This window comes from Pleomorphomonas koreensis DSM 23070, from assembly GCF_000425185.1.
Lineage (GTDB): Bacteria > Pseudomonadota > Alphaproteobacteria > Rhizobiales > Pleomorphomonadaceae > Pleomorphomonas > Pleomorphomonas koreensis.
This window is the reverse complement of record NZ_AULH01000013.1, coordinates 77178-99519: the sequence shown is the minus strand read 5'-3', so window position 1 is coordinate 99519 and position 22342 is coordinate 77178. Positions and strand designations below refer to the sequence as shown.

Annotated in this window: 21 protein-coding genes, 1 pseudogene and 1 riboswitch; of the genes and pseudogenes, 7 read left to right on the top strand and 15 right to left on the bottom strand. The window is 69.2% G+C overall.

Annotation, left to right across the window (positions count from 1 at the left end; genetic code table 11):
- The first annotated feature begins 35 nt into the window (after window positions 1-35).
- Complete coding sequence (locus H512_RS25810) at window positions 36-602, top strand: GNAT family N-acetyltransferase (RefSeq protein ID WP_026783710.1); 567 nt, start codon at window positions 36-38, stop codon at window positions 600-602.
- On the opposite strand, the gene H512_RS0112275 is transcribed toward H512_RS25810, so the two are convergent.
- The 7 genes from H512_RS0112275 to H512_RS0112245 form a co-directional block, all read right to left on the bottom strand.
- Window positions 599-1843, bottom strand: a complete 1245-nt coding sequence (locus H512_RS0112275) for a Gfo/Idh/MocA family protein (RefSeq protein ID WP_026783709.1) — start codon at window positions 1841-1843, stop codon at window positions 599-601. The genes H512_RS25810 and H512_RS0112275 overlap by 4 nt on opposite strands.
- Before the next feature lie 23 nt (window positions 1844-1866).
- Window positions 1867-2874: a LacI family DNA-binding transcriptional regulator gene (locus tag H512_RS0112270; protein ID WP_425414177.1), complete on the bottom strand. Its 1008-nt coding sequence runs from the start codon at window positions 2872-2874 to the stop codon at window positions 1867-1869.
- 5 nt (window positions 2875-2879) lie between these two features.
- Window positions 2880-3836, bottom strand: coding sequence for an ABC transporter permease (locus tag H512_RS0112265; RefSeq protein ID WP_026783707.1), 957 nt, complete (start codon window positions 3834-3836; stop codon window positions 2880-2882).
- Window positions 3837-3846: 10 nt separating this feature from the next.
- Window positions 3847-4791, bottom strand: a complete 945-nt coding sequence (locus H512_RS0112260) for an ABC transporter permease (RefSeq protein WP_026783706.1) — start codon at window positions 4789-4791, stop codon at window positions 3847-3849.
- Window positions 4788-6290, bottom strand: a complete 1503-nt coding sequence (locus H512_RS0112255) for a sugar ABC transporter ATP-binding protein (protein ID WP_026783705.1) — start codon at window positions 6288-6290, stop codon at window positions 4788-4790. Before H512_RS0112255 ends, H512_RS0112260 begins: the two co-directional genes overlap by 4 nt.
- A gap of 139 nt (window positions 6291-6429) precedes the next feature.
- Entirely contained in the window at window positions 6430-7443 is a 1014-nt protein-coding gene (locus H512_RS0112250) for a substrate-binding domain-containing protein (RefSeq protein WP_026783704.1), read from the bottom strand.
- Between the two features lie 345 nt (window positions 7444-7788).
- Entirely contained in the window at window positions 7789-8970 is a 1182-nt protein-coding gene (locus tag H512_RS0112245) for a trans-sulfuration enzyme family protein (RefSeq protein WP_026783703.1), read from the bottom strand.
- A 207-nt stretch (window positions 8971-9177) separates the two neighbouring features.
- Between H512_RS0112245 and H512_RS0112240 the strand changes: the two genes are divergently transcribed.
- Window positions 9178-9576, top strand: a complete 399-nt coding sequence (locus H512_RS0112240) for a MarR family winged helix-turn-helix transcriptional regulator (protein WP_026783702.1) — start codon at window positions 9178-9180, stop codon at window positions 9574-9576.
- Window positions 9577-9619: 43 nt separating this feature from the next.
- A pseudogene (locus H512_RS23765) lies at window positions 9620-10909 on the top strand (MFS transporter).
- Between the two features lie 6 nt (window positions 10910-10915).
- Here H512_RS23765 and H512_RS0112230 read toward each other — a convergent pair.
- From H512_RS0112230 to H512_RS0112210, 5 genes are all read right to left on the bottom strand, one after another.
- Complete coding sequence (locus H512_RS0112230) at window positions 10916-11752, bottom strand: oxidoreductase (protein WP_084798446.1); 837 nt, start codon at window positions 11750-11752, stop codon at window positions 10916-10918.
- Between the two features lie 47 nt (window positions 11753-11799).
- On the bottom strand, window positions 11800-12366 hold the full coding sequence (locus H512_RS25805; RefSeq protein WP_053239812.1) for a TetR/AcrR family transcriptional regulator: 567 nt from the start codon (window positions 12364-12366) through the stop codon (window positions 11800-11802).
- A 256-nt stretch (window positions 12367-12622) separates the two neighbouring features.
- Entirely contained in the window at window positions 12623-12793 is a 171-nt protein-coding gene (locus H512_RS26985; RefSeq protein WP_156899476.1) for a hypothetical protein, read from the bottom strand.
- Window positions 12794-12814: 21 nt separating this feature from the next.
- Window positions 12815-13837 carry an asparaginase gene (locus tag H512_RS0112215; protein WP_026783700.1) on the bottom strand — a complete coding sequence of 341 codons (1023 nt, stop codon included), beginning with the start codon at window positions 13835-13837 and terminating at the stop codon, window positions 12815-12817.
- Window positions 13838-13842: 5 nt separating this feature from the next.
- On the bottom strand, window positions 13843-15009 hold the full coding sequence (locus H512_RS0112210) for an aminotransferase (RefSeq protein ID WP_026783699.1): 1167 nt from the start codon (window positions 15007-15009) through the stop codon (window positions 13843-13845).
- 121 nt (window positions 15010-15130) lie between these two features.
- Window positions 15131-15233: riboswitch (TPP riboswitch) on the top strand.
- 49 nt (window positions 15234-15282) lie between these two features.
- Between H512_RS0112210 and H512_RS0112205 the strand changes: the two genes are divergently transcribed.
- The 3 genes from H512_RS0112205 to H512_RS0112195 are packed head-to-tail and all read left to right on the top strand — an operon-like array spanning window position 15283 to window position 18412.
- Window positions 15283-15615 (top strand): NIPSNAP family protein, encoded by a 333-nt coding sequence (locus H512_RS0112205; RefSeq protein WP_026783698.1) that lies wholly within the window; start codon window positions 15283-15285, stop codon window positions 15613-15615.
- On the top strand, window positions 15576-17408 hold the full coding sequence (locus H512_RS0112200; protein WP_026783697.1) for a TRAP transporter large permease: 1833 nt from the start codon (window positions 15576-15578) through the stop codon (window positions 17406-17408). The genes H512_RS0112205 and H512_RS0112200 overlap by 40 nt, the downstream gene beginning before the upstream one ends.
- A 20-nt stretch (window positions 17409-17428) precedes the next feature.
- Window positions 17429-18412, top strand: a complete 984-nt coding sequence (locus tag H512_RS0112195; RefSeq protein WP_036791436.1) for a TRAP transporter substrate-binding protein — start codon at window positions 17429-17431, stop codon at window positions 18410-18412.
- Between the two features lie 88 nt (window positions 18413-18500).
- On the opposite strand, the gene H512_RS0112190 is transcribed toward H512_RS0112195, so the two are convergent.
- Both H512_RS0112190 and secG read right to left on the bottom strand, forming a co-directional pair.
- Window positions 18501-20129 (bottom strand): CTP synthase, encoded by a 1629-nt coding sequence (locus H512_RS0112190; protein WP_026783695.1) that lies wholly within the window; start codon window positions 20127-20129, stop codon window positions 18501-18503.
- Window positions 20130-20327: 198 nt separating this feature from the next.
- Window positions 20328-20837, bottom strand: a complete 510-nt coding sequence (gene secG / locus H512_RS0112185; protein ID WP_026783694.1) for a preprotein translocase subunit SecG — start codon at window positions 20835-20837, stop codon at window positions 20328-20330.
- 184 nt (window positions 20838-21021) lie between these two features.
- On the opposite strand from secG, the gene H512_RS0112180 reads away from it, so the two are divergent.
- The gene (locus H512_RS0112180; RefSeq protein WP_026783693.1) at window positions 21022-21570 is read left to right on the top strand and encodes a GNAT family N-acetyltransferase; all 549 of its coding nucleotides are present in this window, start codon (window positions 21022-21024) and stop codon (window positions 21568-21570) included.
- Window positions 21571-21573: 3 nt separating this feature from the next.
- Here H512_RS0112180 and H512_RS0112175 read toward each other — a convergent pair whose 3' ends face one another.
- On the bottom strand, window positions 21574-22341 hold the full coding sequence (locus H512_RS0112175; RefSeq protein WP_026783692.1) for an ATP12 family chaperone protein: 768 nt from the start codon (window positions 22339-22341) through the stop codon (window positions 21574-21576).
- Window position 22342 lies beyond the last annotated feature (1 nt).

Sequence of the window (22342 nt, the reverse complement as noted above, 5' to 3'; positions counted from 1 at the left end):
GTCGTTCCATCCGCCTGTTGTCCGGAGTGTGCCCGATGCCCGCCCTTCCCTCAAGCCTGGTCACCGAACGTCTGATCCTGCGCCGCTACCGGCCGGACGACGCCGCCTGGTATGCGGCGATGGCGCTGCGCAACCGTGCCCATCTCGCCCGCCACGAAAGCGGCAACGCGGCGATGACGATCGCGACCGAGGCCGACGCCCTCGCCGCCATCAAGGGCTTCGAGGCGGCGGCAGGCATCGGCCGGGCCGCCTTCCTCGGCGCCTTCCGCCGGAGCGACGCGGCATTCGTCGGGCAGGTCTACGTCGGCGTCGCCAACGCCGAGCTGCCCGGCTACCTCCTCGGCTATTTCTGCGACGAGGCGCATCTCCGGCAGGGCTACGCCGGCGAGGCGGCGGCCGCCACGCTGGCCGCCCTGTTCCGCGACTGCGGCGCGCTCCGCGTCGGCCTCTGGTGCGACGACAGCAACGAGCCGAGCCGGCGCATCGCCGAACGGCTCGGCATGCGCCGCGAGGGCCACATCCGCGCCGACAAGCGACACGCCGACGGCTCGGTCACCGGTTCCCTCTGCTACGGCCTGTTGCGCGACGAGTTCCCGGCCTAGCCGGGCCGGCCGACCGCCGGCACGAAATCGGAGAGATCGTCGCGGTCGAAATAGACCGTGCGTCCCTCCTCGGCCGACTTGTAGAGCGCCATCAGCATCTCGATCACCGCCACGCCGTCGGCAAACGTCTCGTCCGGCGCCTGCCCCTTGCGGAAGCGCTCGACCATGTGGCGGTTCTCGTCGGTGTAGCCGTAGACGCCGGCCTCGTCTTCGAGCACCGGCATCAGGCCCTGCTCGGCGTTCTGCTTCTCGACGAGGTCCTCGCCCTCGCTGCCGGTCACCCGCCGCGACATGAACACCTTGAGGCCAGTGTTGAGCGAGGAGAACTCCAGCGCATATTCCGGCCCGAGAAGTTCGAGCTGGATGCGCAGTCCGGCGCCGACATAGGCCCAGGAGGTGGTCGCCTCGATGATCACCTCCTGGCCGAGATCGTCTTCGAGCGTGATCATGCCGCGCGCGAAATCCTCGCTGGCCCGCCGGCCGTAGTCGACGCTCGGCCCCATGCGCTCCTTGAGTTCGGCGGCGTAGTTCGGCCGCGTCCACTTCAGGCTGGCGATGGCGCCGGTCGCCGACTTCAGCTTCAGCGACGAGCGTGGCGCGTCCGGCCGCGTCAGCATGAAGCGCGCCACCTCGACGGAGTGGCACATCATGTCGAGTAGCACGCCGCCGCCCTGCTGGTCGCCCTTCCAGAACCACGGCTCGTGCGGGCCGGCGTGCTCCTCGGCGGCGCGGGCGAGATAGGGCCGGCCGGCGGCCGGCACGGCGCGCCGCCAGATGATGTCCTTGCCGCGCGTCACCGCCGTCGAGAACACCTGGTTTTCGAGATAGCCGTGAATCAGCCCGGCATCCTCAACCAGCCGCAGCATCTCGCGCGCCTCGGCAAGCGTGCGGGCGAGCGGCTTCTCGCAGGCGACGGCGTAGATCGTCGAGCGGCCGGCCTTCCGGAGATCGTGCAGCGCCCGCATCACATCGAGGCGGGTGTAGTTGGGCGACAGAACCCAGACCGCGTCGACATCGGGCGCCGAGAGCAGCGCCTCCAGCGTCGGGTGGGCGGTGCAGGCACCTAGGTCGAGGTCGCGCACCGCGTCGGCGAAGGCCCGACGCTTGGCCTCGGTCGGCGAATAGACGCCGGTGACCTCCACGTTGCGAACGCCCAGAAGCGACTTCAGGTGGAAGTGGGCGATGAAGCCGCTGCCGATGAAGCCGATGCGGAGGGTCGGGCGTGGAAAGGCGGTCGTCATCTCTGGTTATCCTCCCAGTTTGGTTATCGTTGTCCGGCGGGCGCGGTCGAGGCACGCACCACCAGTTCGGTCGGCACGACGACGGTGGCGTCGGGCGCCAGAAGCCCTTCCAGCCGCTCGATCATCAGCTTCATCACCTCGACGCCGATTTCCCGCTGCGGCTGGCGAATGGTGGTCAGCGGCGGATTGCAGACCGCCGCGAAGATGGTGTCGTCGAAGCCGACGACGGAAACGTCCTCCGGCACCCTCTTGCCGCGCGCCCGGAGCCGGTTGATGGCGCCCGCCGCCATCTCGTCGTTGGAGGCGAAGAGGGCGGTGAACGGCACGCCGCGGTCGTAGAGCGCGTCGACGGCCGCCTCGCCCGAGGCGAGGCTGTAGTCGCCGCGCACCTCCAGACGCTCGTCGGGCGGGACGCCGGCCTCGACGAGCGCCCGCCGCCAGCCGGCGACGCGGGCGACGCTCATCACCTCCGGCACCGGCCCGGAGAGGTGGGCGATCGCCGTGTGGCCGAGGCCCAGGAGATGGCGCGTCGCCGCGGCGGCGGCACCCTCGTTGTCGATCCGCACGGTCGGCAGGTGGCGCGTTGTCAGGTATTCGAGCGCCACCACCATCGGCGGCAGGCCGGCGTCGTCGAGTTCCACCGGCATCGAGCCGGTCATCAGGATCAGGCCGTCGGCGTGTCGCTCGCGCACCATGTCGATATAGTGGTGGACGCGGGCCGGATCGGAGCGGGCGTCGCCCATCAGCACCTTGTAGCCGGCCGACGACGCCACGTCCTCGACACCCTTGAACACGTCGAGATAAAACGGGTTGGAGATGTCGCGGACGAGCAGGATCACCGTGTCGGTGGCCTGCCGGCGGAAGTGGCGCGCCTGGGCGTTCGGCACGAAGCCGAGCGCGGCGACGCAGCGCAGCACCTCCTCGCGCGTCGCCGGCCGGACGAGGTCCGGGTTCTTCAGCGTGCGCGACACGGTGGCGACCGACACGCCGGCCATGGCGGCGACGTCGCGGATGTTGACGGACCCGGCCATGTTGTTCACACCCTCAAGCGCGCCTGCCGGCCGTAAAGCAGCATCAAGAGCAGGAGCGTCACGCCGAAGATCACCTGCCGTCCCCAGAATTCCAGGTTGAGCGTGGTCAGTACGCTCTGGAGGAGGACGAGCGCGATGGCGCCGAGCGCCGTGCCGGTGTAGGAGCCGGAACCGCCGGCCAGCGACGTGCCGCCGATCACCACGGCGATGATCGACGGCAGCACATACTGGTCGCCGACGCTGATGAACGAGTTGCCGGTGTAGCCGATGACGCAGACGCCGGTGAAGCCGCCGCAGAGGCCGGCGAGGCCGTAGAGCAGCACGCGGATGCGGCGGGCCGGCAGGCCGGTCAGCACGGCGGCGTTCTCGTTGGAGCCGACGGCGTAGATCGACCAGCCGAAGCGGGTCCGCTTCAGCATCAGCGCCATCAGCACGACCAGTGCCGCCCAGACGAACAGGATGCCGGGGATGCCGAGGAAGGCCGAGCGGTTGACGAAGGCCATCAGCGCCGGCGCCGCGTTGCCCGAGGGAACGCCGCGCGACAGCACGACCAGGCCGCCCTGGATCACCCCCATCATGCCGAGCGTCATGACCAGCGGCGGAATGCGCAGGTAGGTGACGCCGAGGCCGTTGACGACGCCGATCAGGAAGCCGGCGCAGCAGGCGGCGGCGAAGGCCAGCGGTATCGCCGCGTCGGAGCCACTCATCACGTTGCCGGCGATGACGGCGCCGAGCGAGATGACGGCGCCGATGGAAAGATCGATGCCTTCGCGGCCGCCGAGGATGACGAGATTCTGCCCGGCGGCGGCGATGCCGAGGATGGCCGACACCGTCAGGAGGCGGACGACCTGATCGCCGCGGGCAAAGCCCGGCGACACCAGTTCGCCGATGATCAGCAGCGCCAGGATGGCCGCTCCGGAGATCACCAGCGGGTTCTTCGCGATTTCGACGAAGCGGTTCATGGTCTTCCCCTCAGCGCCGCGTGACGAGGACGCCGCCGGCCAGCGCGGCGAGGATGATCAGGCCCTGCACCAGCGTCTGGTACTCGAATGGCAGGCCGGCGAAGAAGATCACCGATCCGATCATCCCAACCACCCAGGCGCCGAGCACCGAGCCGAGCGTGCCGCCGACGCCGCCCGACAGCGCCGTGCCGCCCAGCACCACCGCCGAAATGGCCGTCATGGCGAGGCTCTGGCCCATCAGCGGGTCGCCGCTCGCCGTCTCGCCGGTCAGGCACAGGCTGGCGAAGGCCGCGAACAGGCCCGACAGCACGAAGGCGGAGACGCGCAGCGCGCCGAGGCGGAGGCCGGTCTGGTAGGCGGCGGTGCGGAGGCCGCCGGCCGCCTTGAGCCGCGTCATGAACGGCCGGGCGGCCAGGAAGGCGGCGATCAGGAAGGCGACGACGTAGATGGCATAGACGGTCGGCAGGCCGAGGATGTCGCCGGCGTAGGTGCGCCAGTAGGGCTCCGGCACCGACATGCCGGCCTGCGGCAGCACCCAGAGGGCGAGGCCGGAGAAGACGATCGAGGTGGCGAAGGTGGTGACGATCGGCTGGAAGCGCAGGCCGGCGATGATCAGGCCGTTCAGAAGACCGCAACCGGCGCCGACGGCCATGCCGACCAGCAGGCCGAGCGCCACCGCCGTGCCGTCGCCGCCCAGCGCGGCGATCACCGAGACGGTGACGACATTGACCAGCGCCACGATGGCACCGACGGAGAGGTCGATGTCGCCGCCGAGGATGACGTAGGTCTGGCCGATCGCCACCAGCACCAGCGGCAGGAAGGTGGTGAGGTTGGACTGGACGACCGACGGTTCCAGGAAGTTCTTCTGGAGCACGGTGTTGACGACGAGCAGGACGATCAGCGCCGCCGCCGTGACGATCCAGGTGCGGCCGCCGAATTTTCTGAGGCCGGTCATGCCGCGTCTCCATAGGAAGCGCGTGTCAGCTCGAAGGGCGTCAGCCGTTCGCCGGTGAGGTCGGCGGTGACGGTGCCGCCGTTCAGCACCAGCACGCGGTCGCAGAGGGAGAGGAGTTCGCTGTCCTCGGAGGAGTAGATGATCACGGTCGCCCCTTCGTCGGCGAGCTTGCGCGCCAGGAGATAGAAGTCGCCCTTGGCGCCGAGGTCGATGCCCTTGGTGGGATCGTCGAGCAGCAGGAGGCCCGGCGACGGCGACAGCCAGCGCGAGATGAACACCTTCTGCTGGTTGCCGCCCGAGAGCGAGCCGATCGGCGCGTCGAGCCCGGCATAGCGGGTGTTGAGGCCGGAGAGCACCTCGGCGAAGCGCGTGCGGAACAGCGCGCCGGGAATGACGTGCCGCCGCTCGCGCACCAGACTGGCGATGGCGGTATTCTCGAAGATCGAACGGCCGGGCAGCGCGCTGTCGCGGCCGCGGTCGCCGGAAACATAGGCGATGCGGTGGGCGATGGCCTCGGCCGGCCGGCGGGCGGTGACGTCGACGCCGTCGAGCGTGACGCGGCCGGCGGCGAACGGCTCGGCGCCGAACAGGCCGGAGAGCAGCGCCTTCTGCCCCTGCCCCTGCAGGCCGCCGAGGCCGAGGATCTCGCCCCGCTGCGCCGTGAACGACACCGGCCCGAGCCGCGCCGCCTTGACGCCCTCGACCACGAGGCGGGCGTCGCCCTTGAGCGGCGCGTGGTCGCGCACCGAGGCGGCGATGGCGCCGGTCTCGCCGACCATGGCGTAGACCACGGCATAGCGGTCGGTTTCGGCGGCGGAGAACTCGGCCACCGTCTGGCCGTTGCGCATCACCGTGATGCGGTCGGCGATGGCGAACACCTCGTCCATGCGGTGCGAGATGAAGATCGAGGAGACGCCGCCGGCCCTGAGTTCGCGCAGGATGTCGAAGAACACCTCCACCTGCCGGCGGTCGAGCGTCGCGGTCGCCTCGTCGAAGATGATGATCTTCGGCTTGCGGGCCAGCACCTTGAGGATTTCGGTGAGCTGGCGCTGGTCGGGCGAGAGATCGGCGACGAGGGCGTCCGGCGTCAGCCCGGCGCCGGCCACCGTGGCGACACGGGCGATCAGCGCCTCGGTCTCGCGGAAGATGGCGGCGCGGTCGGTGAAGCCGAGGGCATTGCGCGGCTCGCGGCCGAGGAAGACGTTGTCGCCGACCGAAAGCTGCGGCACCAGCGACAGTTCCTGATAGAACAGCGCCACGCCCTGTTCCTCGGCAAGGCGCGGCGAGCCGAGCGCCGCCGGCGCGCCGTCGATCAGCACCTCGCCGGCATCGCAGCCGACGGTGCCGGCGATGATCTTGCAGAGCGTCGACTTGCCGCAGCCGTTGGCGCCGAGCAGCGCGTGGATCTCGCCGCGCTGCACCGTCAGGCGCGCCTTTTCCAGCGCGCGCACGGCGCCGAAGCTCTTGGATATGTCGGTGGCGCGAAGGACAGGTTGCATCGGGACGCATCCGGGTTTCGGATCGACAGGACGGGTCCGCCGCGCGCCCTTTCAGGCGCGCACCGGATGGGGAGGAAAAAGGACGGGCCGGTCCCGGGAGGAAGACAGGCCGGCCCGTTCAGTCGCTTGGTTCAGGAGCTTACTTGAAGAACTTCGCCGCGTCGTCGATCGACACGACGTCGGTCACCGACCAGTAGCCGGGCTTGCCTTCGGCTTCCTTCAGCTTCTCGTCGAGGTTCTCGTTGGAGACGAACGGGATCGGGATGTAGATGGCGTTGCCGTAGACGCCGCCGAAGATGCCGTCCTTGAACTCCTTGCCCTGCAGCTTCCACACCGCGACGTTGAGCGCCGAGGCCATGACGCCCGGCGGGTTGACGGAAGCGCCCGACGTCAGGCCTTCCTTCTTCCACATGTCCATGAAGTCCTTGCGGATCTCGCCGGTGGCGACGATCGACTTCTGCTTGCCGGCCGCCATGATGGCGCGCCACGTGCCGGCGGCCATGCCGTCCTGCACCCAGATGCCGTTGATGTCGGGATAGGTGGCGAGCAGCGTCTGCGCCGTCTGCTGGCCCTGCGCCTGGTCCCAGTTGGCGTTGGCTTCGTTGAGAACCTTGATGTCCGGGAACTTCTTGAACACCTCGGTGTAGCCCTCGACGCGCATCTGGTTAGCCGGATGGCCGGCGACGCCGTTGATGGTGACGACGTTGCCCTTGCCGCCCAGCGTGTTGGCCAGCCAATCGGCCGACTTCATCGCCCAGTCCTTCTGGTCGATGCCGACGTAGATGGCGTCCTTGGACGACACCTCGGCGTCGGTGGCGATCACCAGGATGTTCTTGGCCTTGGCCTGCGCGAAGATCGGGTCGAAGGCCGTCGGGCTGTTCGGGTTGACGATGATCGCGTCGACGCCCTGGTTGATGAAGTTGCGGATGTTGCCGATCTGGCCCTGCACGTCGACGTTGGACGACTGCACGACGACGTTGACGGTGACGCCCTTGTCGGCCCACGCCTTGGCGGCCGCCTGCGCCTCCTCGATCATCTGGGTGCGCCACTCGCTGCCGACCCAGCCGTTGGACAGGCCGATGGTGTACTCGGCAGCCGAAGCCGTGCCGACCGCGGCCACGGCGATGCCGGCCGCCAACAGAACTGATTTCATTGTCGCCTCCCTGACGCGCCGCGAACCGGACCTCCGGCCCGTCGGCCTGTCGCTTGGTTTGCTTGTTTGAACTCCGCGTCGCGAGCAGCCCGCCGGCGCAAGCTCCGCCGGGGCACTGGCCGCCCGAAACACATGATGTAACCGGTTACATCGACGGTCAATAGGTCCTTTCGCCTATGCGGACCGGAAACGTCTGATCAAAGGGCGCTTCAGGTACAGGCGGCGGTATATCCTGACCGATATCCTCCATCTTGCGTGGAGGATAAGGATCTATGGTATTGTTTTATATACTTTATCAGACGCGATGATCCGCGAAGGCGGATTATCTGCCGGGGGCCGCCCGCATCAGCCGAGCGCCTGCGCCAGATCGGCGATGATGTCGTCGGCGTTCTCGATGCCGACCGACAGGCGGAAGACGCCGTCGCCGGCGATGTCGCGATAGGCGGCGGCATCCTCGCCTTCCAGGCGGAAGGACGAGGCGATCAGGTCGCCGGTCGGGATGTAGAACAAGAGGCCGCGCGTCTTGCCGAGCGACACGGCATAGGCCACCGTCTTCAGCCGGTCGGCGAATTGACGCGCCAGCGCCGGCCCGTCGTCCGGGACGAAGGACACCATGCCGGAGAAATTCCGCATCTGGCGAACGGCAAGCTCGTGCTGCGGATGGCTCGCCGCGCCCGGCCAATAGACGCGCCTGACGCGGGGATGAGTCTCCAGGAAGGCTGTGACGGCGCGGGCGTTGTCCTCGTGCGCCTTCATGCGGATCGGCAGCGTTTCGAGGCCGCGCAGGATCAGCCAGGCGGCGAACGGACTGAGCGCGGCGCCGAGATGAATCAGCGACGTCTTGCGCAGGTCGGCGATGGCGGCGGCCGGGCCGATCACCGCGCCGCCCAGCGCGTCGCCGTGGCCACAGGCGTATTTGGTCAGCGAATGCACGACGAAGTCGGCGCCGAGGTCCAGCGGCCGGGTCGCCACCGGCGTCGCCATGGTCGAGTCGACGGAGAGTTCGGCGCCCGCCGCGTGGGCGATGCCGGCGATGGCGGAAATGTCCGAGAGGCGGAGGACAGGGTTGGCCGGCGTCTCGATGTGGACGAGCCTGGTCTCCGGCCGGATCGCCGCCGCCACCTTGGCGAGGTCGGAGCTGTCGACCGCCGTCGCCGATATGCCAAGCCGCGGCAGTGCGTCGTGGGCGAATTCGGCGACGCCGGCATAGCACACGTTGGAGAGCAGCAGATGATCGCCCGCCTTCAGCCGGTTGAGGAACAGGCCGGTCACCGCCGACATGCCGCTGGCGAAGGCCAGCGCCGCCTCGCCGCCGTCGAGCGCCGCCAGCCGCGCTTCCAGCGCCGCCAGCGTCGGGTTGCTCCAGCGGGTGTAGAAATGCGGCGCCGCATCGGAAAGATCGTTGGCCGAGAAGCCGGCGTCGGGATGGGCGTAGAAGCTCGAAGCCGGCACCAGCGGGCTCAGCACCGGCTCGCCCGGCCGGGCAGCCGGCAGACCGACGTGGATGGACTGCGTCTCGATCTTCATGGCGGCTTTCTCCCGGACATCGGCGCCCGACCGGCCATGTGGCGGCGCGCCCTCCGTCGCACATTAGCGCTGCCTCGATGGCGATTTAAGGAAAACCGTTCCCGAACGGTCAGGATTGCCGCATTTTCATTCTCCATCGCGGCAGCCGATACGCTTCCGCCGCGCCGCACTCTTGCCGGCGGCGGAATCGGGGCATATACCCGTGTCATGGACGCTACCTGCTATTGCGATCTCCTCAGGACGGCGGCGCGCAAGACGACCGCCATCTACGACCGCCACCTCGCGGCCGTGGAGCTGACGCTCGCCCAATACAGGCTGCTGAAGAAGATCAGCCGCGCCGGTCATCTGTCGATCACCGAACTGGCCGCCGTCTGCGATCTCGACCGCTCGACCATCGGCCGCAACGTGCAGGTGCTGCAGCGGCACGGACTGGTGGAGGAGACCGGGTGTCGGGATCTCCGGCGCTCGATGCTGGGCCTCACCGATCTCGGCCGACAACGGCTCGACGCCGCCGCGCCGCTCTGGCAGGCGGCGCAGGCCGAGATCGAGGCGACGCTCGGCCCCGACCGCCTCGCCGTCATCGCCAGCCTGTCCGGCGCCTTCTAGCCTGCCCTCCTCCGTCTTTCCATCCTCCAGCGAAAGCCCGCCGATGACGACGTTTTCCGCCTTCCTCGCCCGTCGCGACATCCATTACGGCTGGGCGGTGGTCGCCGTCACCTTCGTCACCATGCTGGCGACGGCCGGCGCGCTCGGCGCGCCCGGCGTCATGCTGAGACCGCTCGAAGCCGAGTTCGGCTGGACGACGGCCGACATCTCCACCGCCTTCGCCGTGCGCCTCGTCCTCTACGGTTTGATGGGACCATTCTCGGCGGCGCTGATGAACCGCTTCGGCGTGCGCAAGGTGGTGGTCAGCGCGCTGCTGCTGATCATCGCCGGCTTCGGCCTTTCCGTCACCATGACAATGCTGTGGCAGTTGATGCTGTTCTGGGGGCTGATCATCGGCTTCGGCACCGGCATGACGGCAACGGTGCTTGGCGCCACGGTGGCGACGCGCTGGTTCGTCCACCGGCGTGGTCTGGTGGTCGGCCTGCTCACCGCGTCCACCGCCACCGGGCAGCTGATCTTCCTGCCGGTGATCGCGGCGGCCACCGAGGCCTGGGGCTGGCGGGTGGCGCTCGGCATCGTCGTCGCCATGCTGGCCACGGCGCTTGTCGGCGTGCTACTGCTGATGCGCGACCGGCCGTCCGACATGGGCCTTGCGCCCTACGGCGGCAGTTTCCAGCCGGCGCCGGCGCAAACCGCCGGGCTGCTGCCGCTGATTTCCGCGCCGATCGTCGGGCTGAGACAGGCGGCGGGCTCCTATGTGTTCTGGGTGCTGGCCGCCACCTTCTTCGTCTGCGGCCTCTCCACCAACGGCCTGATCCAGACGCACTGGGTGTCGATCTGCGGCGATTTCGGCATCCAGCCGGTCAGCGCCGCCGGCCTGCTGGCCTTCGTCGGCGTATTCGACTTCGTCGGCACGCTGCTGTCCGGCTGGCTCAGCGACCGCTACGACAACCGCTGGCTGCTGTTCTGGTACTACGGCCTGCGCGGCCTCTCCCTGCTCTACCTGCCGATGACCGGCTTCGACCCCTACCTCCTGTCGATCTTCGCCGTGTTCTACGGCCTCGACTGGGTGGCCACGGTGCCGCCGACGGTGAAGCTCGCCGCCGAGCGCTTCGGCGCCGAAAAGGCCGGCCTGGTCTTTGGCTGGGTGTTCGCCGCCCACCAGCTCGGCGCCGCCACCGCCGCCTATGGCGCCGGCTGGAGCCGCACCGACCTCGACAGCTAGTTGCCGGCGCTGCTGGTGGCCGGCGGCTTCTGCCTCGCGGCGGCGGCGCTCTGCCTCACCATCGACCGCCGGCGGCAGCCGACCGCGCCGGCGCCGCAGGCGGCGTGAGACCCGTCACAGACGGGCTGGCATGCCCAGCACGCGGCGGACGACGGCGTCGCGAAGGCGATCGCTTGCGAGCAGCGACACCAGCCGCAGCAGGACGCGGGCGGCGCGCGGCGCCGTGTAGGACGTGCGGGGACGCCGGGCGGTGGCGGCGCGCACCACCACGTCGGCGATCGCCGACGGCTCGCCCGCCATCCTCTCCGCCCGGTCGCTGGCAAACAGCTCCTCGGCCAGCTTGACCATCGGCGCATAGGCGCCGTGTCCCGAGGTCTTCCTGAAATTGTCGAGCGCGATGCCCGCCCATTCGGACTTGATGGCGCCCGGCCGGATCAGCACCACATCGACGCCGAACGGCCGGAGTTCCTGCCTGAGGCTCGACGACAGCCCCTCGACGGCGAATTTGGTGGCGTGGTACCAGCCGCCGAACGGAAAGGCGCGGACGCCGCCGATCGAGGTGATGTTGATCACCCGGCCCCAGCGCTGCCGCCGCATGTAGGGCAGGACGAGCCGGGTCAGCGCGGCAAGGCCGAACACGTTGACCTCGAACTGGCGGCGCGCCTCGTCGAGCGGCACGTCCTCGACGGCGCCGTAAGAGCCGTAACCGGCGTTGTTGACCAGCACGTCGATGCCGCCGCTTTCCGTCTCGATGGCGGCCACCGCCGCGGCGATCGATGCCTCGTCGGTGACGTCGAGCGGCAGCGCGCGGATGCCCTTCGCCTTCAGAGGCTCCATGCGGTCGAGCCGCCGCGCGCCGGCGTAGACGCGGAAGCCTTCCGCCGCCAGCCGGATGGCGACCGCCTCGCCGATGCCGGCCGATGCGCCGGTGACCAATGCCGTTCTCGTCATGATCAGCCCTTTCCCGCGCGTCCCGAGCCGCTCCGGCCCTGTTGCCGTCACCGGGACGTCACGCCGTTGAGAAACACTGAGAATCCCCTGTCGATCAGGGCGTCGAGCGCCGCGTCGGTCACCCCGCCCTCGCGGGCGAGCGCGATCACCACGTCGGCCTCCGCCTCGGCCAGCCGGACGAAATGCGTAAATCCGATCGCCACCAGCCTGCCGCCCGCCATTTCCGCGTCGACGAACCGGCTCACCTCGGCAAAGACCTGCTCGCCTTCCGCGACGGCTGCCGGCGAAACCGCGCCGCCGCCCTTGAGGAGATGCATGACCCGGTGCCGGTCGGGAGCCGACACCGCCCAGAGAACGTAGCTCCGCCAGGCGCCCCCCAACGCGACAACGAAGTCGCCGCCGGCAAGGTCCAGGCTGCCGAAAGTCGCCGTCATCTCGCCCTTGAGCGTGACATAGACCCTGTCGAGCAGCGCCTGCTTGGTCGGAAAGACGTTGAACAGCGTGCCGTTGGCAACCCCGGCTGCGCGGGCGATGCGCGCCGTGGCAATGCCGAGTCCTTCCTCGGCAAGGAGGCCGATGGTGACCTCCAGAATGTGTCGCTCTCTGTCGTCCATGGTGGAGAGATGACTCCGACTGACTAGTCAGTCAAGCGGGCGAAGCAGGGATGACGGGGAGTTGATCGCGGGACTGGAGCATTTCCGGCGAACAGGATTTCACCGGAAATGCTCTATCTTTTTGTTTTGACGCAATTCCGGACGCAGAACCGGTTTCCACTTTTGCTGGAATTGCTCCAGGCCGGATGGACGGCCATGACAAGGGGTATCGCCCGATCGATCGGCGCGAAGCCCCCTCGCCGCAGCGCGGGTCCGGTCAGAGCACGAAGGTCACCACGATCATCAGGACGAGGATCAGTCCGCCGATGACCGCCGCGACGGCGCGGCCGCCGCCCGGTGCCTTGCCCGCCGCGCCGTTCGCCTTGGCGGCCTCGGCCTTGCGGCGCGCCTCGCGCGCCTTCCTGTCCAGCTTGACGACTTCGCCCATGCTGTCCTCCGTGCTCCTTGATCAGCCGACGAGGCCGCCCAGCGCCCCCGTAACGCGGATTTCGCCCACCGTCTCGCCGGCCCAGGACTTCACCGGCGGATTGGAAAGCTGCCGCATCTCGTCATAACCCGGATCATCGGGGGAGAGTTTCAGGAGATCGATCAGAATGGCGGCCATCGCCGCTTCCGAGGCTCGGCCGGCGCCGTCGTCGATCTTCAGCGCGATGCCGAGGCCAAGCTCCTTGACGGCGCCGATGAACACGCCTTCGGCGCCGGTCTTGACCAGCACGCGCGTGCCGAGCGCCGTCATCACCCGCGTGCAGAAGCGGCCGGTGCCGGCCACCATGAACGGCTCGGCGGCGGCGGCCAGCCTGAGCCGCTCGGCGGCGCGGGCGCGCGTCGCGGTCAGGCCGACGCCGGTGACGAAGCGGGCGAAGCCGTGGGCAAGCGCTCGCGGCGCCACCGCGAAGGTGGGGATCGAGCAACCGTCGGTACCGCAGATGTCGGTGGCGTGCGGCGTGCCGGTCATCGACGCGCCGGCGGCGATCACCTCGCGCATGACAGGGTGGTCGGCCTTCTCGTAGCCGCGCGGATCGGCGCCGGTGACGGCGCATGTGCAGAGGAATCCGGTGTGCTTGCCAGAACAGTTGTTGTGGATGCGGCCGGGCTTCATGTCGGCCTTGTGCAGCGCGCCCTGGTCGGCGTGGCGGGCCGGCCAGTGCGGGCCGCAGGCAAGGCATGCTTCGTCGAGCCCGGCGGCGGACAGCATGGCGCGCACCGTCTCGACATGGCGTGGCTCGGCGTTGTGCGAGGCCATGGCGAGCGCCAGCTCGGCGTCGCCAAAGCCCAGGCGGTCGGCGGCGCCGCTTTCCACGAAGGGCAGCGCCTGGAACGGCTTCACCGCCGAACGCGGGAAGCTCGGCCGCTCGATGTCGCCGACGCCGAACAGCAGGTGGCCGTCGCCGTCGACGATCGCCACCGATCCCCGGTGGAAGCTCTCGACGATGGGGCCGCGCGTCACCTCGACCAGAACCGGATTCTCCATCTCGATCACCGTCCCTGTCTGTCAATCCAGCCGGCGAGGCGGGACACCGCCTCGTCCAGCACTTCGTCGCGCTTGGAGAAGCAGAAGCGGATGAAGCGCTTCGGCGGATCGGAAACGTAGAAGGCCGACAGCGGCACCGCCGCGACGCCGGCCTCGCGCGTCATCCTGAGACAGGCGTCCGCGTCGTCGTCGACGCCGAGCGGTCCGGTGTCGGTCGTGACGAAAAAGGTGCCGGCCGACGGCAGCACGGTAAAGCCGAGCGTCGCGAGGCCGTTCGAGAGGCGGTCGCGCTTGCCCTGCAAGTCCGCGACGAAGCCGTCGAAATAGTCGTCGCCGAAGGCAAGGCCGTGGGCGACGGCCACCTGCAAGGCCGGCGGCGTCGTGAAGGTGACGAACTGGTGCGCCTTGGCGATTGGCTCCATCAGCGCCGGCGCCGCCGTGACGTAGCCGATCTTCCAGCCGGTCAGCGAGAAGGTCTTGCCGGCCGAGCCGATGCGCACCACGCGGTCGCGCATCCCTGGGATCTGCATCGGCGACAGGTGCCGCCCGCCGTCGAACACCAGATGCTCGTAGACCTCGTCGGAGATGATCACCGCGTCGTGCTTGCGGCAGAGGCCGGCGATCAGCTCCAGCTCGGCCCGCGAGAATACCTTGCCGGCCGGGTTCATCGGCGTGTTGATCAGGATCGCCTTGGTCTTGTCGGAGAAGGCGGCGGCGAGTGCATCGGGATCGAGTTCCCAGGTCGGCGGCGCAATGCGCACCGGCTTGGCAATGCCGCCGGCCTGCCGGACGATCGGCAGATAGCTGTCGTAGAGCGGCTCGATCAGCACCACTTCGTCGCCCGGCCGGACGAGGCCGAGGATAGCGTCGGCCAGCGCCTCGGTGGCGCCGGAGGTGACCATCACTTCGCTCGCCCAGTCGACGTCGAGCCCGTAGAAGCGCTTGTTGATCGCCGCCACCGCCTGTCTGAGCGCCGGCAGGCCCATCATCGGCGGATACTGGTTCGGCCCGGCGATGAACGCCTCGGCGGCGGCGCGGCGCACCTCCTCCGGGCCGTCGATGTCGGGAAAGCCCTGGCCGAGGTTGATGGCGCCCGTCTCGCGGGCAAGGCCGGACATCACCTCGAAGATGGTGGTGGGGAGGCCGGTGAAGATCGGATTGGTGGGTTTCATCTGGCAATCAGTTGCAATGGATGCGCCGACCCTAGTTGCCCCCCGCCGCCCCCGCAAGCGGCTTGCTGACCGCCAGCGGCATCTTTCCGGTGGCGCAGCGGCGGCCGCGGGGCTAAGCTCAGTACATCTCACGGGGTGCCCCATGCGGGGCTGAGAGGAGCTTCTCCAACCCGACGAACCTGATCCGGGTCATGCCGGCGGAGGGATAGAGCCATGCAGACATTTGCCTGACGCGCGTTCCGCCGCTCCCATTCCAACGACGGCCGAACGACGATGATTCTCGACGAACGCACCTATTCCATCGAGCCGGCGCATGTCGGCACCTATCTCGACCTCTACGTTGCCAAGGGCATGGCGATCCAGGCCGGCCATCTCGGCACGCTGCTCGGCTGGTTCACCCAGGACATCGGCGCCGTCAACGACGTCGTCCACATCTGGCAATATGACGACCTCGCCGACCGCCAGCGCCGCCGCGCCGCGCTGGAGGCCGATCCCGCCTGGCTGACCTTCCGCGCCAAGGCGGCGCCTTACGTGCAGACCATGCGGAGCCGCATCCTGAAGCCGACATGGTTCTCGCCGCTCGGCGGCAGCGGGGTGCGGCCGTGAGGCGGACGGCGGCACGGGCAGCCGCGGCGATCGACCGCCTGCTGGCCGGCCTTGCGGCGACCATCCTCGCCGTGCTGCTCGCCGCCGTGTTCGCCGCCACCCTGTCGCGCTACGCCCTCGGCGCCGGCTTCGTCGCCAGCGAGGACTTCGGCATCTGGCTGCACACGGCGCTGGTCTTCCTCGGCCTGCCGTTCTGCGCCCGCGGACCGCTCGCCATGCGCATTGATGTCGTGATCCACCGTCTTGGACCGCGCGGCCGCGCCGTTGCCGACGCGGCGGCCGACGCCGTGGCGCTGGCCGCCGTGCTGGTGCTGACATCAGGCGCCGGCAAGGTGGCGGTGCTGATCGGCGGCACCTCGCCCACCCTCGGCCTCTCCGAAAGCTGGCGCTTCGTACCGGTGATCATCGGCGGCGGCCTGGCGGCGCTCGAACGCATCCTCGCTTCGCTGGCCGGCGGCCGGTCGGTGCCGGCCACCTTCGCCGTGATCGCCGGCGGCGTCGTGCTGGCCACCGCGCCGCATCTGCCGGTGCTGCTGCCGGTCGGCCTGCCGAGCCTGATCGCCTGCGCCGCCGCCACGCTGGCGCTTGTAGTAGGCGCACCGTTCTCGCATTCGTTGATCGTCGGCCTTGCGCTGGCGGTGCCGTTCGGCGCCCGCCTGCCGGAAGCGGCCATCGTGCAGCAGACGGTGTCGGGCATGGGCAAGTTCCTGCTGCTTGCCATCCCCTTCTTCCTGCTGGCCGGCATGCTGATGAACGCCGGCGGCCTCGCCCATCGCCTCGTCCGCCTCGCCTCGGCGCTGGTCGGCCATCGGCGCGGCGGCATGGCGCAGGCGACGCTCGTCACCAACCTGATGTTCTCCGGCGTCTCCGGCTCGTCGATCGCCGACGCCGCTTTCGGCGCCAAGGTGCTGGCGCCGGCGCTGGTCGCCGACGGCGTCCGGCCGGAGAAGGCGGCGGCCATCGTCGCAGCGACGGCGGTGCTGCCCAATATCATACCGCCGTCGATCGCCTTCCTGCTGCTGGCTTCGGCCACCGGCCTGTCGGTCGGCGCACTGTTCGAGGGCGGCCTGATCGCCGGCCTGATCCTGGCGGCGGCCATGGCGGTGATGCTGCATCTCTCCGCCGATACGCCGGCCCGGCCGGCCGCCGGCCGGCGCGAGCGCCTCGCCGCTTTCGTCGCGGCGGCACCGGTGTTCGGTCTGGCGCTGATCGTCTTCTTCGGCATCCGCCTGGGCGTCGCCACGCCGACCGAGGCGGCGGCCGTCGCCTCGGTCTATGCGCTTGTCGCCACCCTTGCGGCGCCGGACGGCCGCCGGGCCAGCCTCGACGCCTTCCTCCAGGCCGGCCGCGAGACGGCGGCGATCGGCCTCTTGGTCGCCTCGTCGGCGCCGCTGGTCTTCCTGCTGGCCATCGACGGCCTGCCGCAGGCGCTGGCCGGATGGGTAACGGCATTCGGCGGCCATCCGCTGGCGGTGATGCTGGTCGCCAACCTGATCCTGCTCGCGGTCGGCGGCCCGCTCGACGTCGGCCCCGGCATCCTGCTGTTCGCGCCGCTCTTGCTGCCGTCAGCCGTCGCCGCCGGCATCGACCCGGTGGCCTTCGGCGTTGTCCTCACCGTCAACCTGATGATCGGCGGCCTGACGCCGCCGGTCGGCGTGCTGGTGTTCGTCGCCGCCGGCATCACCGGTCTGTCGGCCGGCCCCGTGTTCCGCGCCGTGCTGCCGCTCACCCTGTTCCTCATCGCCGCCACCATGGCGATGGCCCTCGCCGCCGCCCTCTGGGCGCTCGTCTGACCCTGACCTCGGAGATAACCATGCTCACCCGCCGCAGCTTCGCCACCGGCCTTGCCGGCGCCCTCGCCCTGCCAGCGATTGTCCGGCCGGCTCGCGCCGCGCCGAGGCCGCTGACCGTCGCCTCGCTGCTCGCCGACGACAAGCCGGAGACCAGGATCTGGCTGAAGGTGGGCGATCTCGTCGAGGAGAAGCTGCCCGGCCGCTTCGACTTCCGCATCGTCGGCAACGCCGCGCTGGGCGGCGAGAAGGAGGTGGCCGAGGGCATCCGCCTCGATTCCATCCAGGCCAGCCTGTCCACCCTGTCGGCGCTGTCGAGCTGGGTGCCGGAGACGCAGCTGTTCGACCTGCCCTTCGTCTTCCGCGACCGCGACCACGTTCGCCGCGCCACCGCCGGCCCGATCGGCGACGCGTTCAAGGCCAAGCTGACCGACGAGGGTTTCGTCACCCTCGGCTTCATCAACTACGGCGCCCGCCACCTGCTCGCCAAGGAGCCGGTGACCACGCCGGCCGGCGTCGCCGGCAAGCGCATCCGCGTCATCCAGAGCCCGCTGCACGTCGAATTCTGGAGGGCCTATGGCGCGCTGCCGACGCCCATCCCGATCACCGAGACCTACAACGCGCTGAAGACCGGCGTCGTCGACATGATGGACCTGACGAAATCGGCCTATGCCGGCTTCCGGCTCTATGAGGTGGTGCCCTATCTGATCGAGACCGCCCATATCTGGGCGACCGGCGCCGTCTATCTGTCGGCCGGCTTCTGGAACAGCCTCAATGACGAGGAGAAGGCCGTCTTCGCGGCGGCCATCGCCGAGGGCGCCACCTGGTTCGACAGGCTGATGCAGGCTGACGAGGCGACCTCGATGGACGCCGCCAAGGCGGCCGGCGGCGCGGTGATCGTTCCCGAGGATCGCGATTCCTGGACGAAGGGCGCCGAGAGCGTCTGGACGGCGATGGCGCCGGCGGTGGGCGGCATGGACCGGATCAGGGAACTGGCCGAGGGCTGAACAACAAAAAAGCGCCGGATGACCGGCGACTCTTCTGGCTTGAGATGGTCGGCCTTCGCGGACCATGCTGATTGAAATCTGGCTCCCCTCAGACCAGACGGCTCTGCTCCACGGCGGCTTCGATGAAGCTCGCGAACAGCGGGTGCGGCTCGAACGGCCGGCTCTTCAGCTCGGGGTGATACTGCACGCCGATGAACCAGGGATGGTCGGGGATCTCCACCGTCTCCGGCAGCACGCCGTCCGGCGACATGCCGGCGAACGACAGGCCGCAGGACTCCAGCCGGTCGCGATAGTCGATGTTGACCTCGTAGCGATGACGATGGCGCTCGTGGATGATCTCCGAGCCGTAGATCTCGGCGATCTTCGAGCCCTTGGCGAGATGCGCCTCGTAGGAGCCGAGGCGCAGCGTGCCGCCCATGTCGCCGCCGGCCCGGCGCTTCTCAAGCGCGTTGCCCTTCAGCCACTCGGTCATCAGGCCGACCACCGGCTGGCTGGTCGGGCCAAACTCCGACGACGAAGCGTCCGCGACGCCGGCCAGCGCCCGCGCCGCCTCGATCACCGCCATCTGCATGCCGAAGCAGATGCCGAAATAGGGCACGCCGTGCTGACGGGCGAAGCGGGCGGCCAGGATCTTGCCCTCCGAGCCGCGCTCGCCGAAGCCGCCCGGCACCAGGATGCCGTGCACGTGGTCGAGATAGGGAGTGGGGTCTTCCTTCTCGAACACCTCGCTCTCGATCCACTCGATCTTGACGCGCACGTTGTTGGCGATGCCGCCATGCACCAGCGCCTCGATCAGCGACTTGTAGGCGTCCTTCAGCACCGTGTACTTGCCGACCACGGCGATGTTGACCTCGCCCTCGGGGTTCTTGATGCGGTTGACGATGCCCAGCCAGCGGTCGAGCTTGGGGGCCGGCGCCGCGTCGATGCCGAAGGCGGCCAGCACCTCGTCGTCGAAGCCTTCCTTGTGGTAGGCGAGCGGCACCTCGTAGATGGTGCCGACGTCAAGGCCGGGAATCACCGCCGACTGGCGGACGTTGCAGAACAGCGACAGCTTCTTGCGCTCGCCCTCGGGGATCGGCCGGTCGCAGCGGACCAGCAGGATGTCCGGCTGTATGCCGATGGAGCGCAGTTCCTTCACCGAATGCTGCGTCGGCTTGGTCTTCAGTTCGCCGGCCGAGGGGATGTAGGGCATCAGCGTCAGGTGGATGTAGACGCAATGCCGGCGCGGCAGCTCGTTGCCGAGCTGGCGGATGGCTTCGAGGAACGGCATCGCCTCGATGTCGCCGACCGTGCCGCCGATCTCGCACAGCACGAAGTCGTAATCCTCGTTGCCGTCGAGGATGAAATTCTTGATCGCGTCGGTGACGTGCGGAATCACCTGCACCGTACCGCCGAGATAGTCGCCGTGCCGTTCGCGGGCGATGATCTCCTGGTAGATGCGGCCGGTGGTAATGTTGTCCTGCTTGTTGGCCGGGCGGCCGGTGAACCGCTCGTAATGGCCAAGGTCGAGGTCGGTCTCGGCACCGTCGTCGGTGACGAACACCTCGCCGTGCTGATACGGAGACATGGTCCCCGGATCGACGTTCAGATAGGGATCGAGCTTACGGAGACGAACCTTGTAGCCGCGCGCCTGCAGGAGAGACGCCAGAGCCGCCGCCGCGAGCCCCTTGCCCAAGGACGAAACCACGCCGCCAGTAATGAAGATGTACCGCGCCATGGGCCTTCAACCTATCTTTTCGCGGACCCTTTGGGGAGAGGCCCGACCGGTTTATCCAAAACAAAACGAAAAGGCCGTTCCGGAAGGGGCTGCCCCTCCGGCCGACGCATCGTTTCAAGTCACTGATCCGTCTCGTGAAAACGGTCGCGGAAACCCGCGACCGCCTTGCATCCGCCGTCTTCCGGACGGGGTTAGTCCTCAGGGCGCCGGCGTGGCCGGCGCGGGAGCGGCGGGCGCCGCCGGGGCCGAATCAGTGGCAGGCGCCGCCGGCGTCTCGGTGGCCGGCGCCTCGGTGGACGGGGCGGCGGGCGCCGGCGCGGCCGGGATCTCCACCGCCGGGGCGACCGGGGCGTTGGCCGGCTGCTGCGCCGGCTTGCTGATCTGGTTGAGCTGGTCGAGCACGCCGCCCTTGCCGGTGCCGATCGGCTGATCCGGGGTCGGCGCGACCGGCGAGGTCTGCACCTTGTCGAGAATCGACTGATGCGAGCCGGTGAGGCGCGGCAGGATCGACAGGCCGATCGAGGTGGCGAAGAACAGCACCGCCAGGATGGCGGTGGTGCGGGTCAGCACGTTGGCGGTGCCGCGGCTGGTCATGAAGCCGCCGCCGCCGCCAATGCCGAGCGCACCGCCTTCGGAACGCTGCAGGAGCACGACGCCCACCAGGGCTGCGACCACCATCAGGTGGATGACGAGAAGAACGGTTTGCATGTAACCCCAAAACTCTGAAAGGGTATCCCGGCCGGGGACACGCCAAAGGGCACACCGACCGCCAAAGCGGTCCGAGTCCGCGGCGTTGTACACGAAGGCCGGCGGCCTTTCCACCTTTCCGTGGCGTTTATTTTGGCGAACCGAGACGTTATCAAAAGCTCAGCCGACGCAAAGGACAACCGCCATGATCCTCGAAACGCCGCGCCTCGTGCTCGCGCCCTGGACGGAGCGCGATCTCGCTCCCTTCGCCGCCCTCAACGGCGACCCGGAGGTGATGCGCTACTTCCCGCGCACCATGAGCGCCGAGGAGAGCGACGCGCTGGCCGGCCGGCTGCGCGCCATGTGGGCCGAGCACGGCTACGGCTTCTCGGCGGTGCGGCGCAAGGCCGACGACGAGTTCATCGGCATGGTCGGCATCCAGAAGGTGCTGAACCCGGTCTATTCCTTCGCGCCGGCCGTCGAGGTGGGCTGGCGGCTCGCCAGGCCGTTCTGGCGGCAGGGATATGCCGGCGAGGCGGCGCGCGTCGCGCTGGCCTGGGGCTTCGACGTGCTCGGCCTCACCGAGATCGTCGCCTTCACCACCGTCACCAACCTGCCGTCGCGGGCGGTGATGACGCACCTCGGCATGAGCTACGATCCGGCCGACGACTTCCTGCACCCGCTGCTGCCAGAGAATCATCCGCTGCGGCCATATGTGCTCTACCGGCTGCAGGCGGAAGATTTCCGCCGCTGAGGCTCAGTCCAGCAGCAGGCAGGCGGCGTCGAAATCGGCGCGCCGGAAATCGCGCCGCTGCCGCGCCTCCTCGTCGACGCCCCAAAGCTCGGCGTTCCAGTCCTCGTCGACATGGGCGGCAAGCCAGACGTCGTCGGCCGCAAGGTGCCGCTCGGCCAGTGCCAGCGCCAGAAACACCGAGCCGGTCAGCGTGGTCACCTGCTCGATGGCGGCAAGGCGCAAGGGATCATCCGGCAGGGCGGCGCGAATCGCCGCGATGAGTCCGGGCGGCTGGGCCACCGCCACCACGCCCACGATCGTCAGCGGGCGGACGCCGAACCGGTCGGCGACCCAGTCGAGAACCGGATCCCAGGCCACCCGCTGGCGATGGTCGAGGCGCGGCGGTTCGCCGGCCCGGTAGCAGGTGAGGTCGGAGCCGGCATAGGCGGCCACCGCGTCCTTCACCGCCTCCATCTCGCGCGAGACGCCGTCGATCGCCGAGTTGACCAGCCGGGTGAGCGGCATGGTCATGGGGTCGACGAATTCGCCCTGCGCCGCCCATTCGGCCTCAAGGGCGCAGGCGGCGCGCAGCGAGGCGACGGCCAGCGCGTTGCGGGCCGGCGTCCTGACCGGTTTGCCGTCGAGCAGCACGCGGTGAAGGCCGTCGGCCGGCTCTACCGATACGGCCTTGTAGAATCGCTTGGGCAGCACGCGCTGCACGTTGGCGCGCGCCCGCTCGGTGGCGGCAACCGGATCGAAGGACGAGGCCAGTTCCTCGAACAGATCGGCCATC

Bases quoted from the DNA above. Each gene is read 5' to 3' on its own strand.
- H512_RS25810 (WP_026783710.1), top strand. From the start codon at position 36: ATGCCCGCCCTTCCCTCAAGCCTGGTCACCGAACGTCTGATCCTGCGC.
- H512_RS0112275 (WP_026783709.1), bottom strand. From the start codon at position 1,843: ATGACGACCGCCTTTCCACGCCCGACCCTCCGCATCGGCTTCATCGGC.
- H512_RS0112270 (WP_425414177.1), bottom strand. From the start codon at position 2,874: ATGGCCGGGTCCGTCAACATCCGCGACGTCGCCGCCATGGCCGGCGTG.
- H512_RS0112265 (WP_026783707.1), bottom strand. From the start codon at position 3,836: ATGAACCGCTTCGTCGAAATCGCGAAGAACCCGCTGGTGATCTCCGGA.
- H512_RS0112260 (WP_026783706.1), bottom strand. From the start codon at position 4,791: ATGACCGGCCTCAGAAAATTCGGCGGCCGCACCTGGATCGTCACGGCG.
- H512_RS0112255 (WP_026783705.1), bottom strand. From the start codon at position 6,290: ATGCAACCTGTCCTTCGCGCCACCGACATATCCAAGAGCTTCGGCGCC.
- H512_RS0112250 (WP_026783704.1), bottom strand. From the start codon at position 7,443: ATGAAATCAGTTCTGTTGGCGGCCGGCATCGCCGTGGCCGCGGTCGGC.
- H512_RS0112245 (WP_026783703.1), bottom strand. From the start codon at position 8,970: ATGAAGATCGAGACGCAGTCCATCCACGTCGGTCTGCCGGCTGCCCGG.
- H512_RS0112240 (WP_026783702.1), top strand. From the start codon at position 9,178: ATGGACGCTACCTGCTATTGCGATCTCCTCAGGACGGCGGCGCGCAAG.
- H512_RS0112230 (WP_084798446.1), bottom strand. From the start codon at position 11,752: ATGACGAGAACGGCATTGGTCACCGGCGCATCGGCCGGCATCGGCGAG.
- H512_RS25805 (WP_053239812.1), bottom strand. From the start codon at position 12,366: ATGGACGACAGAGAGCGACACATTCTGGAGGTCACCATCGGCCTCCTT.
- H512_RS26985 (WP_156899476.1), bottom strand. From the start codon at position 12,793: ATGGGCGAAGTCGTCAAGCTGGACAGGAAGGCGCGCGAGGCGCGCCGC.
- H512_RS0112215 (WP_026783700.1), bottom strand. From the start codon at position 13,837: ATGGAGAATCCGGTTCTGGTCGAGGTGACGCGCGGCCCCATCGTCGAG.
- H512_RS0112210 (WP_026783699.1), bottom strand. From the start codon at position 15,009: ATGAAACCCACCAATCCGATCTTCACCGGCCTCCCCACCACCATCTTC.
- H512_RS0112205 (WP_026783698.1), top strand. From the start codon at position 15,283: ATGATTCTCGACGAACGCACCTATTCCATCGAGCCGGCGCATGTCGGC.
- H512_RS0112200 (WP_026783697.1), top strand. From the start codon at position 15,576: ATGGTTCTCGCCGCTCGGCGGCAGCGGGGTGCGGCCGTGAGGCGGACG.
- H512_RS0112195 (WP_036791436.1), top strand. From the start codon at position 17,429: ATGCTCACCCGCCGCAGCTTCGCCACCGGCCTTGCCGGCGCCCTCGCC.
- H512_RS0112190 (WP_026783695.1), bottom strand. From the start codon at position 20,129: ATGGCGCGGTACATCTTCATTACTGGCGGCGTGGTTTCGTCCTTGGGC.
- secG (WP_026783694.1), bottom strand. From the start codon at position 20,837: ATGCAAACCGTTCTTCTCGTCATCCACCTGATGGTGGTCGCAGCCCTG.
- H512_RS0112180 (WP_026783693.1), top strand. From the start codon at position 21,022: ATGATCCTCGAAACGCCGCGCCTCGTGCTCGCGCCCTGGACGGAGCGC.
- H512_RS0112175 (WP_026783692.1), bottom strand. From the start codon at position 22,341: ATGGCCGATCTGTTCGAGGAACTGGCCTCGTCCTTCGATCCGGTTGCC.